Source organism: Amycolatopsis sp. DSM 110486, from assembly GCF_019468465.1.
Taxonomy (GTDB): Bacteria; Actinomycetota; Actinomycetes; order Mycobacteriales; family Pseudonocardiaceae; genus Amycolatopsis.
In genome coordinates, this window is sequence record NZ_CP080519.1 from 4,498,694 (window position 1) to 4,510,441 (window position 11,748).

At 67.0% G+C, this 11,748-nt stretch carries 22 protein-coding genes; all 22 read left to right on the forward strand.

Annotated features, from left to right (window positions below):
- Positions 1 to 7: 7 nt before the first annotated feature.
- The 22 genes from rplC (at position 8) to K1T34_RS22000 (ending at position 11,731) form a co-directional block, all read left to right on the forward strand.
- On the forward strand, positions 8 to 664 hold the full coding sequence (gene rplC, locus K1T34_RS21895) for a 50S ribosomal protein L3 (protein ID WP_220246078.1): 657 nt from the start codon (positions 8 to 10) through the stop codon (positions 662 to 664).
- On the forward strand, positions 661 to 1,350 hold the full coding sequence (gene rplD / locus K1T34_RS21900; RefSeq protein ID WP_220246079.1) for a 50S ribosomal protein L4: 690 nt from the start codon (positions 661 to 663) through the stop codon (positions 1,348 to 1,350). The genes rplC and rplD overlap by 4 nt, the downstream gene beginning before the upstream one ends.
- Positions 1,347 to 1,658 carry a 50S ribosomal protein L23 gene (rplW, locus tag K1T34_RS21905; RefSeq protein WP_220246080.1) on the forward strand — a complete coding sequence of 104 codons (312 nt, stop codon included), beginning with the start codon at positions 1,347 to 1,349 and terminating at the stop codon, positions 1,656 to 1,658. Before rplD ends, rplW begins: the two co-directional genes overlap by 4 nt.
- 15 nt (positions 1,659 to 1,673) lie before the next feature.
- Entirely contained in the window at positions 1,674 to 2,510 is an 837-nt protein-coding gene (rplB, locus tag K1T34_RS21910) for a 50S ribosomal protein L2 (RefSeq protein ID WP_220246081.1), read from the forward strand.
- Positions 2,511 to 2,528: 18 nt separating this feature from the next.
- Positions 2,529 to 2,810, forward strand: a complete 282-nt coding sequence (rpsS, locus tag K1T34_RS21915) for a 30S ribosomal protein S19 (RefSeq protein WP_153035997.1) — start codon at positions 2,529 to 2,531, stop codon at positions 2,808 to 2,810.
- Between the two features lie 31 nt (positions 2,811 to 2,841).
- The gene (rplV, locus tag K1T34_RS21920) at positions 2,842 to 3,261 is read left to right on the forward strand and encodes a 50S ribosomal protein L22 (RefSeq protein WP_220246082.1); all 420 of its coding nucleotides are present in this window, start codon (positions 2,842 to 2,844) and stop codon (positions 3,259 to 3,261) included.
- Complete coding sequence (rpsC, locus tag K1T34_RS21925; RefSeq protein WP_220246083.1) at positions 3,261 to 4,115, forward strand: 30S ribosomal protein S3; 855 nt, start codon at positions 3,261 to 3,263, stop codon at positions 4,113 to 4,115. The genes rplV and rpsC overlap by 1 nt, the downstream gene beginning before the upstream one ends.
- Before the next feature lie 3 nt (positions 4,116 to 4,118).
- Positions 4,119 to 4,538: a 50S ribosomal protein L16 gene (rplP, locus tag K1T34_RS21930; RefSeq protein ID WP_004558864.1), complete on the forward strand. Its 420-nt coding sequence runs from the start codon at positions 4,119 to 4,121 to the stop codon at positions 4,536 to 4,538.
- On the forward strand, positions 4,538 to 4,783 hold the full coding sequence (gene rpmC / locus K1T34_RS21935; protein ID WP_220246084.1) for a 50S ribosomal protein L29: 246 nt from the start codon (positions 4,538 to 4,540) through the stop codon (positions 4,781 to 4,783). The genes rplP and rpmC overlap by 1 nt, the downstream gene beginning before the upstream one ends.
- On the forward strand, positions 4,780 to 5,058 hold the full coding sequence (rpsQ, locus tag K1T34_RS21940; RefSeq protein ID WP_220246085.1) for a 30S ribosomal protein S17: 279 nt from the start codon (positions 4,780 to 4,782) through the stop codon (positions 5,056 to 5,058). The genes rpmC and rpsQ overlap by 4 nt, the downstream gene beginning before the upstream one ends.
- Before the next feature lie 73 nt (positions 5,059 to 5,131).
- Positions 5,132 to 5,500, forward strand: a complete 369-nt coding sequence (gene rplN / locus K1T34_RS21945) for a 50S ribosomal protein L14 (RefSeq protein WP_004558867.1) — start codon at positions 5,132 to 5,134, stop codon at positions 5,498 to 5,500.
- 3 nt (positions 5,501 to 5,503) lie between these two features.
- A complete protein-coding gene (gene rplX, locus K1T34_RS21950) occupies positions 5,504 to 5,818 on the forward strand; it encodes a 50S ribosomal protein L24 (protein WP_204091700.1) in 315 nt (104 codons plus the stop codon).
- A 1-nt stretch (position 5,819) separates the two neighbouring features.
- Complete coding sequence (gene rplE, locus K1T34_RS21955) at positions 5,820 to 6,383, forward strand: 50S ribosomal protein L5 (RefSeq protein ID WP_220246086.1); 564 nt, start codon at positions 5,820 to 5,822, stop codon at positions 6,381 to 6,383.
- A gap of 4 nt (positions 6,384 to 6,387) precedes the next feature.
- Positions 6,388 to 6,573 (forward strand): type Z 30S ribosomal protein S14, encoded by a 186-nt coding sequence (locus K1T34_RS21960; RefSeq protein WP_220246087.1) that lies wholly within the window; start codon positions 6,388 to 6,390, stop codon positions 6,571 to 6,573.
- Between the two features lie 82 nt (positions 6,574 to 6,655).
- Positions 6,656 to 7,054: a 30S ribosomal protein S8 gene (gene rpsH / locus K1T34_RS21965; protein ID WP_220246088.1), complete on the forward strand. Its 399-nt coding sequence runs from the start codon at positions 6,656 to 6,658 to the stop codon at positions 7,052 to 7,054.
- Between the two features lie 16 nt (positions 7,055 to 7,070).
- Complete coding sequence (rplF, locus tag K1T34_RS21970) at positions 7,071 to 7,610, forward strand: 50S ribosomal protein L6 (protein ID WP_220246089.1); 540 nt, start codon at positions 7,071 to 7,073, stop codon at positions 7,608 to 7,610.
- A 2-nt stretch (positions 7,611 to 7,612) separates the two neighbouring features.
- Positions 7,613 to 8,014 carry a 50S ribosomal protein L18 gene (rplR, locus tag K1T34_RS21975; RefSeq protein WP_220246090.1) on the forward strand — a complete coding sequence of 134 codons (402 nt, stop codon included), beginning with the start codon at positions 7,613 to 7,615 and terminating at the stop codon, positions 8,012 to 8,014.
- 31 nt (positions 8,015 to 8,045) lie between these two features.
- Positions 8,046 to 8,693, forward strand: a complete 648-nt coding sequence (gene rpsE / locus K1T34_RS21980; protein WP_220246091.1) for a 30S ribosomal protein S5 — start codon at positions 8,046 to 8,048, stop codon at positions 8,691 to 8,693.
- A 1-nt stretch (position 8,694) separates the two neighbouring features.
- Positions 8,695 to 8,880, forward strand: coding sequence for a 50S ribosomal protein L30 (rpmD, locus tag K1T34_RS21985; protein ID WP_020643215.1), 186 nt, complete (start codon positions 8,695 to 8,697; stop codon positions 8,878 to 8,880).
- Positions 8,877 to 9,323, forward strand: coding sequence for a 50S ribosomal protein L15 (rplO, locus tag K1T34_RS21990; protein WP_220246092.1), 447 nt, complete (start codon positions 8,877 to 8,879; stop codon positions 9,321 to 9,323). Before rpmD ends, rplO begins: the two co-directional genes overlap by 4 nt.
- Positions 9,324 to 9,872: 549 nt before the next feature.
- On the forward strand, positions 9,873 to 11,180 hold the full coding sequence (gene secY, locus K1T34_RS21995) for a preprotein translocase subunit SecY (protein WP_220247338.1): 1,308 nt from the start codon (positions 9,873 to 9,875) through the stop codon (positions 11,178 to 11,180).
- Positions 11,177 to 11,731, forward strand: a complete 555-nt coding sequence (locus K1T34_RS22000) for an adenylate kinase (protein WP_220246093.1) — start codon at positions 11,177 to 11,179, stop codon at positions 11,729 to 11,731. The genes secY and K1T34_RS22000 overlap by 4 nt, the downstream gene beginning before the upstream one ends.
- The last annotated feature ends 17 nt before the right edge of the window (positions 11,732 to 11,748 follow it).

The following is an 11,748-nucleotide window of genomic DNA, read 5'->3' on the forward strand; positions in this document are numbered from 1 at the left end:
GAGACTCATGTCTGACAGGCAGATGAAGGGCATCCTGGGCACCAAGCTCGGCATGACCCAGGTCTTCGACGAGCAGAACCGGGTTGTCCCGGTCACCGTCGTGAAGGCCGGTCCGAACGTGGTCACCCAGGTTCGGACCCAGGACAAGGACGGCTATGCGGCCGTGCAGCTGGCTTTCGGTGCGGTCGACCCGCGCCGGGTGAACAAGCCGCGCACCGGCCACTTCGACAAGGCGGGCGTGACCCCGCGGCGCTTCCTCGCCGAGCTGCGTACCACCGACGCGGACACCTACGAGGTCGGTCAGGAGATCACCGCTGAGGTGTTCGCCGCCGGCGTCGAGGTCGACGTCACGGGTACCAGCAAGGGCAAGGGCTACGCCGGTGTCATGAAGCGCCACGGCTTCAAGGGCCAGGGCGCGAGCCACGGTGCTCAGGCCGTGCACCGCAAGCCGGGTTCCATCGGTGGCTGCGCCACCCCCGGCCGCGTCTTCAAGGGCCTGCGCATGGCGGGCCGGATGGGCTCCGACCGGGTCACCACGCAGGGTCTGACCGTGCACGCGGTGCGTGCCGAAGACGGCCTGCTGCTGATCAAGGGCGCGGTGCCCGGTCCCAAGGGCGGCCTGCTGTTCGTGCGCAGCGCCGCGAAGGGTGGTAACTCCGAATGACAAGCGTCGAGCTGAAGACCCCGGCCGGTAAAGCCGACGGCACGGTCGACCTCCCCGCGGAGATCTTCGACGTGCAGGCCAACATCGCGCTGATGCACCAGGTCGTGATCGGCCAGCTGGCCGCCGCGCGCCAGGGCACGCACGACACGAAGACCCGTGGTGAGGTCTCCGGTGGCGGCAAGAAGCCGTACCGGCAGAAGGGCACCGGTCGTGCCCGCCAGGGTTCGACCCGCGCGCCGCAGTTCGCCGGCGGTGGCGTCGTCCACGGCCCCACGCCGCGTGACTACACGCAGCGCACCCCGAAGAAGATGAAGGCCGCCGCTCTGCGTGGCGCCCTCTCCGACCGGGCTCGCGCCGGCCAGCTGCACGTCGTGACCGAACTGGTCACCGGCGAAAAGCCGTCGACCAAGGCTGCCAAGACCGCGATCGCCGCCGTGACGCAGGCGAAGCGCGTGCTCGTGGTGCTGCACCGGGCCGACGAGCTCAGCTGGGTCTCCCTGCGGAACCTCCCCGAGATCCACATTCTCTGGGCGGACCAGCTCAACACCTACGACGTGCTGGTCAACGACGACGTCGTGTTCACCAAGGCCGCGTACGACGCGTTCGTCGCAGGCCCCGCCAGTGGCAAGGCCGTCAAGGCCTCCGCTCGGTCGGGCGAAGTTTCGGAAGGGAGTGACGAGAAGTGAGCTCGGTCGCCATTCCGGACCACCGCGACATCCTGCTCGCGCCGGTCATCTCCGAGAAGTCCTACGGGCTGCTCGAGGACCACAAGTACACGTTCATCGTCCGCCCGGACGCCAACAAGACCCAGATCAAGATCGCGGTCGAGAAGGTGTTCGGTGTCAAGGTGGTCAGCGTCAACACGGCCAACCGTCAGGGCAAGCGGAAGCGGACTCGCGCAGGCTTCGGCAAGCGCAAGGACACCAAGCGCGCCATCGTGACTCTTTCGCCTGAAAGCAAGGCGATCGAGATCTTCGGCGGACCCACCGCGTAAAGGACTGAGCTGACAATGGGCATCCGCAAGTACAAGCCGACGACCCCGGGTCGTCGCGGTTCGAGCGTCTCGGACTTCGCCGAGATCACCCGCTCCACGCCGGAGAAGTCGCTGCTGCGTCCGCTGAGCGGTTCGGGCGGTCGTAACTCGTCGGGCAAGATCACCACCCGTCACAAGGGTGGCGGCCACAAGCGCGCCTACCGCGTCATCGACTTCCGTCGTAACGACAAGGACGGCGTGCCGGCCAAGGTCGCGCACATCGAGTACGACCCCAACCGCACCGCGCGCATCGCGCTCCTGCACTACGCCGACGGCGAGAAGCGCTACATCATCGCGCCGGACAAGCTGAAGCAGGGCGACACCGTCGAGAACGGCCCTCGCGCCGACATCAAGCCGGGTAACAACCTGCCGCTGCGCAACATCCCGGTCGGCACCGTGGTCCACGCGATCGAGCTCCGCCCCGGTGGCGGCGCGAAGATGGCGCGCTCCGCCGGCGCCAAGGTGCAGCTGGTGGCCAAGGACGGGCCTTACGCCCAGCTCCGGCTGCCCTCGGGCGAGATCCGCAACGTCGACGTGCGCAACCGCGCGACCGTCGGCGAGGTGGGCAACTCCGAGCACGGCAACATCAACTGGGGCAAGGCGGGTCGTAACCGCTGGCGCGGCAAGCGCCCCACCGTCCGTGGTGTCGTCATGAACCCGGTCGACCACCCGCACGGTGGTGGTGAGGGTAAGACCTCCGGTGGTCGCCACCCGGTGAACCCGAACGGTAAGCCCGAGGGCCGCACGCGTCGCCGCAAGGCAAGTGACGCGATGATCGTCCGCCGCCGCCGTACCGGCAAGAACAAGCGCTGAGCAGGGAGGTAGAAGAACATGCCACGCAGCCTTAAGAAGGGGCCCTTCGTGGACGACCACCTGCTCAAGAAGGTGGACGCGCTCAACGAGGCCAACAAGAAGACCGTGATCAAGACCTGGTCGCGTCGCTCGACGATCATCCCGGATTTCTTGGGTCACACGATCGCCGTGCACGACGGCCGCAAGCACGTCCCGGTGTTCGTCACCGAGGCCATGGTGGGTCACAAGCTGGGCGAGTTCGCCCCGACGCGGACCTTCAAGGGTCACATCAAGGACGACCGCAAGTCGCGCCGCCGCTGAGCGGGCACGAAACAAGACAAGGGAAGTAGCGATGAACGCCCAGAACGACGCGACGGTCGAGGCTCTGCCTACGGCTTACGCGCGGGCTCGCTTCGTCCGGGACTCGCCGACCAAGGTGCGCCGGGTGATCGAGCTCATCAAGGGACGTAGCGCCGCCGACGCCTTGGCCGTGCTCCGGTTCGCCCCCCAGGCGGCCAGCGAGCCGGTCGCGAAGGTGCTCGCCAGTGCCGTGGCCAACGCCGAGAACAACCTTCAGCTCGACCCGGAGACGCTCTGGGTCAAGAACGCGTACGCCGACGAGGGCCCGACCCTCAAGCGCATCCGCCCGCGGGCCCAGGGCCGCGCGTACCGGATCCGCAAGCGGACCAGCCACATCACCGTCGAGGTGGAGTCGCGTCCGAAGGCCGACGTGAAGAAGGCGCAGAGCAAGAAGAAGGCAGGTGGCCGGTAGTGGGCCAGAAGATCAACCCGCACGGCTTCCGCCTGGGTATCACCACGGACTGGAAGTCGCGCTGGTACGCCGACAAGCAGTACTCGGAGTACGTGGCCGAGGACGTGAAGATCCGCAAGCTGCTGTCCACGGGCATGGAGCGCGCCGGCATCTCCAAGGTCGAGATCGAGCGCACCCGTGACCGCGTTCGCGTCGACATCCACACCGCCCGGCCGGGCATCGTCATCGGCCGTCGTGGTGCGGAGGCCGACCGGATCCGTGGCGCGCTGGAGAAGCTGACCGCCAAGCAGGTCCAGCTGAACATCCTCGAGGTCAAGAACCCCGAGTCCGACGCCCAGCTCGTTGCGCAGGGTGTCGCGGAGCAGCTGAGCAACCGCGTGGCGTTCCGCCGCGCGATGCGCAAGGCGATCCAGACCTCCATGCGTTCGCCGCAGGTCAAGGGCATTCGCGTGCAGTGCGGCGGTCGTCTCGGCGGTGCCGAGATGTCCCGCTCCGAGCACTACCGCGACGGCCGGGTTCCGCTGCACACGCTGCGTGCCGACATCGACTACGGCTTCTTCGAGGCCAAGACGACGTTCGGTCGCATCGGCGTGAAGGTGTGGATCTACAAGGGCGAGCTGGTGGGTGGCCTCAAGGCCCGCGAGGCGCGCGACGCCGCCGCGGCTGCCGAGCGGGCCCCGCGCCGCGACCGCGGTGACCGTCCGTCTCGCCCGCGCCGCTCCGGCGCCTCGGGCACGACGGCGACCTCGACCGAAGCCGGTCGCGCTGCTGCCGCCGCGAAGAACGAAGACGCGGCACCCGTGGCGACCGAGGCGGCCCCGGCTGCCGAGACCGCAGAAAAGACGGAGGGCTGAGACGTGCTCATCCCACGCAGGGTCAAGCACCGGAAGCAGCACTCCCCGAAGCGCCACGGCGCCGCCAAGGGCGGTACGAAGGTCAGCTTCGGCGAGTACGGCATCCAGGCGCTTGAGCACAGCTACGTGACGAACCGGCAGATCGAGTCCGCTCGTATCGCCATGACCCGTCACATCAAGCGTGGCGGCAAGGTGTGGACGACCATCTACCCGGACCGCCCGCTGACCAAGAAGCCGGCGGAAACCCGCATGGGTTCCGGTAAGGGTTCGCCCGAGTGGTGGATCGCCAACGTGAAGCCGGGTCGCGTGATGTTCGAGATCTCGTTCCCGAACGAGGAGACCGCCCGTGAGGCGCTCCGTCGCGCGATCCACAAGCTGCCCATGAAGTGCCGCATCGTGACCCGTGAAGGTGGTGAGTTCTGATGGCCAACGGCGCCGCCCAGGCTTCGGAGCTTCGTGAGCTCACCGCGGAAGAGCTCGTGCTGCGTCTGAAGGAATACAAGGAGGAGCTCTTCAACCTCCGCTTCCAGATGGCGACCGGGCAGCTGGACAACAACCGTCGGCTGCGCACCGTCCGTACGGACATCGCGCGGATCTACACGGTCATGCGTGAGCGTGAGCTCGGCCTGTCCGTGGCCCCCGACAGCGAGAGTGAAGGTGCCGCATGAGCGAGCCCACCACCGAGAAGCTCGCGCGTAACTACCGCAAGGTGCGCGAGGGCTACGTCGTCTCGGACAAGATGGACAAGACGATCGTGGTCGAGCTCGAGGACCGCAAGAAGCACCCGCGCTACTCGAAGGTTCTGCGCAGCACCACCAAGGTCAAGGTGCACGACGAGAACAACGAGGCGGGCGTGGGCGACCGGGTCACCCTGATGGAGACCCGGCCGCTGTCGGCGACGAAGCGCTGGCGCCTCGTGCAGGTCGTGGAGAAGGCCAAGTAAGCAGGGCTCTTCGGAGTCCTTGGTTCCGCAAGGCTCGCGCGAGCGAGAACCAGCGCGACATACAGGAGTTGACGTGATCCAGCAGGAGTCGCGGCTTCGGGTTGCCGACAACACCGGTGCTAAGGAAATCCTTTGCATCCGTGTTCTCGGTGGCTCCGGGCGGCGCTACGCGGGCATCGGTGACATCATCGTCGCCACCGTGAAGGACGCCATCCCGGCTGCCGGGGTGAAGAAGGGCGACGTCGTCAAGGCGGTCATCGTCCGCACGGTGAAGGAGCGTCGTCGTCCGGACGGTTCCTACATCCGCTTCGACGAGAACGCCGCCGTGCTCATCAAGAACGACAACGAGCCTCGTGGCACCCGCATCTTCGGCCCGGTGGGCCGCGAGCTGCGCGACCGAAAGTTCATGAAGATCATTTCGCTCGCGCCGGAGGTGTTGTAAGCCATGAAGGTGAAGAAGGGCGACACGGTCGTCGTCATCGCCGGCAAGGACAAGGGCGCCAAGGGCAAGGTCATCCAGGCCTACCCGGAGCGCGACCGCGTGCTGGTCGAGGGCGTGAACCGGATCAAGAAGCACACCCGGATCACTCAGACCCAGCGTGGTGCGCAGTCCGGCGGCATCGTGACCCAGGAAGCGCCCATCCACGTGTCGAACGTGATGGTCGTGGACTCGGACGGTAAGCCGACCCGCGTGGGCTACCGCATCGGCGAGGACGGCAAGAAGGTCCGGGTCTCGCGCCGGAACGGCAAGGACATCTGACATGACCACCGCAGAGAAGATGGTGCCGCGTCTGAAGACCCGGTACCGCGAAGAGATCAAGGGCGAACTCCAGAAGGAGTTCTCCATCCCCAACGTGCACCAGATTCCCGGCGTCGTGAAGGTCGTCGTGAACATGGGTGTGGGTGACGCGGCCCGCGACAGCAAGCTCATCGAGGGTGCTGTCCGCGACCTGTCGCTGATCACCGGCCAGAAGCCGGAAGTCCGGAAGGCTCGCAAGTCCATCGCGCAGTTCAAGCTGCGTGAGGGCCAGCCGATCGGTGCGCGCGTGACGCTGCGCGGCGACCGGATGTGGGAGTTCCTCGACCGGCTGCTCACCATCGCGCTGCCCCGTATCCGCGACTTCCGCGGTCTGTCCGGCAAGCAGTTCGACGGCAACGGCAACTACACGTTCGGTCTCAACGAGCAGTCGATGTTCCACGAGATCGACCCCGACGCCATCGACCGTCCGCGCGGCATGGATGTCACGGTCGTCACCACCGCCACCACCGACGACGAGGGCCGGGCGCTGCTGCGCAAGCTCGGCTTCCCGTTCAAGGAGAACTGAGCCGATGGCCAAGAAAGCTCTGGTCCACAAGGCCGCCAAGAAGCCGAAGTTCGCCGTGCGGGGTTACACCCGTTGCAACCGTTGTGGTCGGCCGCACTCGGTGTACCGCAAGTTCGGGCTCTGCCGGATCTGTCTCCGGGAGATGGCGCACGCGGGCGAGCTGCCCGGCGTCCGCAAGTCCAGCTGGTAAGAGGCTCGAAACTATTTCCCAGTTCGCCACAGGCCCCGCCCGAGAGGGCGGGGAACCAGGCGAGAAAGGTTGACAGGTCACCATGACGATGACCGACCCCATCGCAGACTTCTTGACTCGTCTGCGTAACGCGAACTCGGCGTACCACGACGAGGTCGTGCTTCCCCACTCGAAGATCAAGGCGAACATCGCCGAGATCCTCAAGCGCGAGGGCTACATCGCGGGCTACCGCGACGAGCCGGGCGAGAAGCACAAGAACCTCATCGTGGAGCTGAAGTACGGCCCCAACCGCGAGCGCAGCATCGCCGGCCTCCGGCGCGTGTCCAAGCCGGGTCTGCGGGTGTACGCAAAATCGACCGAACTGCCGTCCGTGCTGGGTGGCCTCGGCGTCGCGATCATCTCGACGTCCGGTGGCCTGCAGACCGACCGTCAGGCCAAGCGCAACAACGTGGGCGGCGAAGTCCTCGCCTACGTCTGGTAAGGAAGGGGGCACAGACATGTCACGCATCGGAAAGCTGCCGGTCGCCGTCCCCTCCGGGGTCGACGTGACCATCAACGGTCAGCACATTCAGGTCAAGGGGCCCAAGGGCACCCTCGAGCACACCCTCGCGGAGCCCATCACCGTCGAGCGCGGTGAAGACGGCACCCTGCAGGTGAAGCGCCCGGACGACGAGCGCACCTCCAAGGCGCTGCACGGTCTCACGCGTACGCTGGTGAACAACCTCGTCGTCGGCGTCACCGCCGGCTACGAGAAGAAGATGGAAATCCACGGCGTTGGTTACCGCGTGCAGGCCAAGGGCTCGGACCTCGAGTTCGCCCTCGGCTACAGCCACCCGGTGAAGATCGAGGCGCCGGAGGGCATCACCTTCAAGGTGGAGACGCCCACCCGGTTCTCGGTGTCCGGCATCGACAAGCAGAAGGTCGGCCAGATCGCCGCGGTCATCCGCAAGTTGCGCCGTCCCGACCCGTACAAGGGCAAGGGCCTGCGCTACGAGGGTGAGAAGATCCGCCGCAAGGTCGGAAAGACGGGTAAGTGATCATGAGCGACACGACTACCACGAAGCGCAAGCCGGTCGGCAAGGATGTCTCGACCCGCCGCCGCGTCGCGAAGACCCGTCGGCACTTCCGCCTGCGCAAGAAGGTCAACGGCACGCCGGTTCGTCCGCGCCTGGTCGTCAAGCGGTCCTCGCGGCACATCGCCGTGCAGCTGATCGACGACCTCGCCGGCCACACCCTGGCGTCGGCGTCCACCCTCGAGGCGGACGTCCGGGCGACCGACGGCGACAAGAAGGCCAAGGCCGCGAAGGTCGGCGAGCTCGTCGCCGCGCGCGCCAAGGCGGCCGGGATCTCGGCTGTGGTGTTCGACCGTGGTGGCAACGCCTACCACGGCCGCATCGCCGCGCTCGCCGACGCCGCCCGTGAGGCGGGGTTGGAGTTCTGATGCAGATGCTCGTCAATGGAAGGAAAGCCTGATGCCGGGACGTACGCGGCAATTCGGCGGCGGCCAGGGCGGACCGGGCGGTCAGGGCGGCAACGACCGCAATGACCGCCGCGGTGGCGGCCGGGACCGGCGCGACAGCGGCCGTGGCGGGGCCGGTCAGGACAAGACCCCGCACCTCGAGAAGGTCGTGACGATCAACCGCGTCGCCAAGGTCGTCAAGGGTGGTCGTCGCTTCAGCTTCACCGCCCTCGTCGTCGTCGGTGACGGTGACGGCCAGGTCGGCGTCGGCTACGGCAAGGCCAAGGAAGTTCCCGCGGCCATCGCCAAGGGCGTCGAGGAAGCGAAGAAGAACTTCTTCCGCGTGCCTCGCGTCGGCGGCACCATTCCCCACCCGATCCAGGGTGAGGAAGCCGCCGGTGTCGTGCTGCTGCGTCCGGCTTCGGCCGGTACCGGTGTCATCGCCGGTGGCCCGGTGCGCGCGGTGCTGGAGTGCGCGGGTGTTCACGACGTGCTGTCGAAGTCGCTCGGCTCCGACAACGCGATCAACATCGTGCACGCGACCGTGGCGGCCCTGAAGGGTCTGCAGCGTCCCGAAGAGGTCGCGGCCCGCCGCGGTCTCCCGCTCGAGGACGTCGCTCCGGCCCGGATGCTGCGCCAGCGCGCGGGCCAGGGGGCGTGACATGACTCAGCTCAAGGTCACCCAGGTCAAGAGCAAGATCGGCACGAAGCACGCTCACCGCGAGTCGCTGCGCACCCTCGGGCTGCGCAAGATCCGCCAGAGCGTCGTGCGTGAAGACACCCCCCAGGTGCGCGGCCTGATCCACACCGTCCGCCACCTGGTGGAGGTCGAGGAGGTCCAGGCATGACGGCCATCAAGATCCACCACCTGCGTCCGGCTCCGGGCTCGAAGCGCGAGAAGATGCGCGTCGGCCGTGGTGAAGGCTCGAAGGGCAAGACGGCCGGTCGCGGCACGAAGGGCACCAAGGCCCGTAAGAACGTGCCCGCCGGCTTCGAGGGTGGGCAGATGCCCATCCACATGCGGCTGCCGAAGCTGCGTGGCTTCAAGAACCGCTTCCGCACCGAGTACCAGCCGGTGAACGTGGGCGACATCGCCCGCGTCTTCCCGGACGGCGGCAAGATCGGCGTCGAGGAGCTCGTCGCGGGCGGTCTCGTCCGCAAGGGCAGCCTCGTGAAGGTCCTCGGCAACGGCGACGTCGACGGCGTGAAGCTGGACGTCACCGCGGACGGTTTCTCCGGCTCTGCCAAGGAGAAGCTCGAAGCTGCCGGTGGTTCCGCCACCGCCAACTGAGGCAACTGAAGCACCTGACACACGACTCGGGCCCATCCAGCGCACAGCTGGGTGGGCCCGATTCGTTGTGTGGGCTCGTCCACAAGCGCTGTACGCGCGTTCGCGGCCGCGGTAGGCGCCGTCGCGCGGAGTGGGCCGGACGCGTCCGCTGAGGGCCACTGAGGACGTTGCAGCCGGCCGCGCGGGACTCGCGCCCGCGGCCCGATCCCGTTGCCCCGCAACGAAGCAACCCTGGCCGCACCCGTGCGTCCAGGGTGTAGCGGCCACCGGGACACCTACCGAAGACCGGGGCCGAACAGGTGATCATTTCGGGTGCGAACGGTCCAACCTGCGACATCGCCCCAGGCGTCTCGGGATCGGCTGAGACGGAAAACGCACACGCGCTGCGGACGCGCCCTGTGAAGCTGTTAGAGTCGGCGACACGCTTCGGGACCACTGTGCCCTGAGGCGTTCCTGGCTTGCCTGCCAGTGAGCTGTGTTCCCGCCGGCCTCGTGCCGGCCAAGCCGATCGTCGGTAGGACAGCCGACGACGCCGAGGAGGTCCCCCGCGTGCTCAGCGCCTTCCGCTCGGCTCTCGCGACGCCGGATCTACGCAAGAAGATCCTGTTCACGCTAGCCATCGTCGCGGTCTACCGGATCGGTGCCGCCATCCCGGCCCCGGGGATCTCGTTCTCCGCCGTGCAGGCCTGTAGCTCTCAGGCCGACCAGCAGGGCGTCTACCAGCTGCTGAACCTGTTCAGCGGTGGTGCGCTGCTCCAGCTGTCGCTGTTCTCGACCGGCATCATGCCGTACATCACGGCGAGCATCATCATCCAGCTGCTGACCGTGGTGATCCCGCGGTTCGAGGAGCTGAAGAAGGAAGGCCAGGCCGGCCAGAACAAGCTCACGCAGTACACCCGGTACCTCACGATCGCCCTGGCGATCCTGCAGGCCACCGGCGTTGTCGCGCTGGCCGACCGCGGCACCCTCTTCCAGGGCTGCCAGCAGCAGATCATCCCGGACAACAGCGTCTACTCGCTGGCGCTGATCGTCTGCACCATGACCGCGGGCACCGCCGTCATGATGTGGCTGGGCGAGCTCATCACCGAGCGCGGCGTCGGCAACGGCATGTCGGTCCTGATCTTCCTGAACATCGCGGCCCGCATCCCCACCGAGGGCGCCAACATCATGAGCAACGGCGGCGCGGTCGCCCTGGTCATGATCTGCGTGTTCGGTTTGGTGATCATCGCGAGCGTCATCTTCGTGGAGCAGGGGCAGCGCCGGATCCCGGTGCAGTACGCCAAGCGCATGATCGGCCGCCGGATGTACGGCGGCACGTCGACCTACCTGCCGATCAAGGTGAACCAGGCCGGTGTCATCCCGGTCATCTTCGCGTCGTCGCTGCTGTACCTGCCGCAGCTGCTCAGCCAGCTCATCGGCGACCCGAACAGCAACTCCGGCTGGCAGTCCTTCATCCAGAACTACCTGGTCAACCAGAGCAGCTGGGTGCACATCCTCGCGTACTTCGCGTTGATCATCTTCTTCACTTACTTCTACATCACGATCACGTTCAACGTCGACGAGCGTGCGGACGAGATGAAGAAGTTCGGTGGGTTCATCCCGGGTATCCGCCCGGGCCGCCCCACTGCCGAATACCTGAGCTACGTCCTCGGCCGCATCACGCTGCCGGGCTCGCTGTACCTGGGCATCATCGCGATCCTCCCGAACTTCTTCCTGTCCCTCACCGGCAGCGGGAACAACCAGAACTTCCCGTTCGGTGGCACGGCTGTGCTGATCATGGTGGGTGTCGGTCTCGACACCGTGAAGCAGATCGAAAGCCAGCTGATGCAGCGCAACTACGAAGGGTTCTTGAAGTGACGCGTGTGGTTCTCGTCGGCCCGCCCGGCGCGGGTAAAGGTACGCAGGCGGTGGCCCTGTCGGAGCAGCTGCGGGTTCCGCACATCTCGACGGGTGACCTGTTCCGCGCACACGTCGGTCAGGAGACGCCGCTCGGCCAGGAGGCCAAGCGCTACCTCGACTCGGGTGAGCTCGTCCCCGACTCGGTGACCAACGAGATGGTCCGCGAGCGGCTCGCCGAGCCCGACGCGAAGGCCGGCTTCCTGCTCGACGGTTTCCCCCGCAACACGAAGCAGGCCGAGGTCCTCGGCGAGATGCTGAAGGAATCCGACTGCGCGCTCGAGTCCGTGATCCAGCTGCAGGTGCCTGAAGACGTCGTCGTGTCCCGGCTGATGGCCCGCGGCCGCGCCGACGACACCGAAGAGGTCATCCGCCGCCGTCAGCAGATCTACTGGTCAGAGACCGCTCCGCTGCTGGAGTACTACGCCGACATCCTGGTGGCTGTCGACGGCGTGGGCGACGTGCAGGAGATCTCGGACCGCGTGCTGAAAGCGCTGCGCGACCGCACGTGAATCTCGGAGGGTTGCGT

Coding starts and splice junctions, on each gene's coding strand:
- rplC (WP_220246078.1), top strand. CDS start 8: ATGTCTGACAGGCAGATGAAGGGCATCCTGGGCACCAAGCTCGGCATG.
- rplD (WP_220246079.1), top strand. CDS start 661: ATGACAAGCGTCGAGCTGAAGACCCCGGCCGGTAAAGCCGACGGCACG.
- rplB (WP_220246081.1), top strand. CDS start 1,674: ATGGGCATCCGCAAGTACAAGCCGACGACCCCGGGTCGTCGCGGTTCG.
- rpsS (WP_153035997.1), top strand. CDS start 2,529: ATGCCACGCAGCCTTAAGAAGGGGCCCTTCGTGGACGACCACCTGCTC.
- rplV (WP_220246082.1), top strand. CDS start 2,842: ATGAACGCCCAGAACGACGCGACGGTCGAGGCTCTGCCTACGGCTTAC.
- rpmC (WP_220246084.1), top strand. CDS start 4,538: ATGGCCAACGGCGCCGCCCAGGCTTCGGAGCTTCGTGAGCTCACCGCG.
- rpsQ (WP_220246085.1), top strand. CDS start 4,780: ATGAGCGAGCCCACCACCGAGAAGCTCGCGCGTAACTACCGCAAGGTG.
- rplX (WP_204091700.1), top strand. CDS start 5,504: ATGAAGGTGAAGAAGGGCGACACGGTCGTCGTCATCGCCGGCAAGGAC.
- rplE (WP_220246086.1), top strand. CDS start 5,820: ATGACCACCGCAGAGAAGATGGTGCCGCGTCTGAAGACCCGGTACCGC.
- K1T34_RS21960 (WP_220246087.1), top strand. CDS start 6,388: ATGGCCAAGAAAGCTCTGGTCCACAAGGCCGCCAAGAAGCCGAAGTTC.
- rpsH (WP_220246088.1), top strand. CDS start 6,656: ATGACGATGACCGACCCCATCGCAGACTTCTTGACTCGTCTGCGTAAC.
- rplF (WP_220246089.1), top strand. CDS start 7,071: ATGTCACGCATCGGAAAGCTGCCGGTCGCCGTCCCCTCCGGGGTCGAC.
- rplR (WP_220246090.1), top strand. CDS start 7,613: ATGAGCGACACGACTACCACGAAGCGCAAGCCGGTCGGCAAGGATGTC.
- rpsE (WP_220246091.1), top strand. CDS start 8,046: ATGCCGGGACGTACGCGGCAATTCGGCGGCGGCCAGGGCGGACCGGGC.
- rpmD (WP_020643215.1), top strand. CDS start 8,695: ATGACTCAGCTCAAGGTCACCCAGGTCAAGAGCAAGATCGGCACGAAG.
- rplO (WP_220246092.1), top strand. CDS start 8,877: ATGACGGCCATCAAGATCCACCACCTGCGTCCGGCTCCGGGCTCGAAG.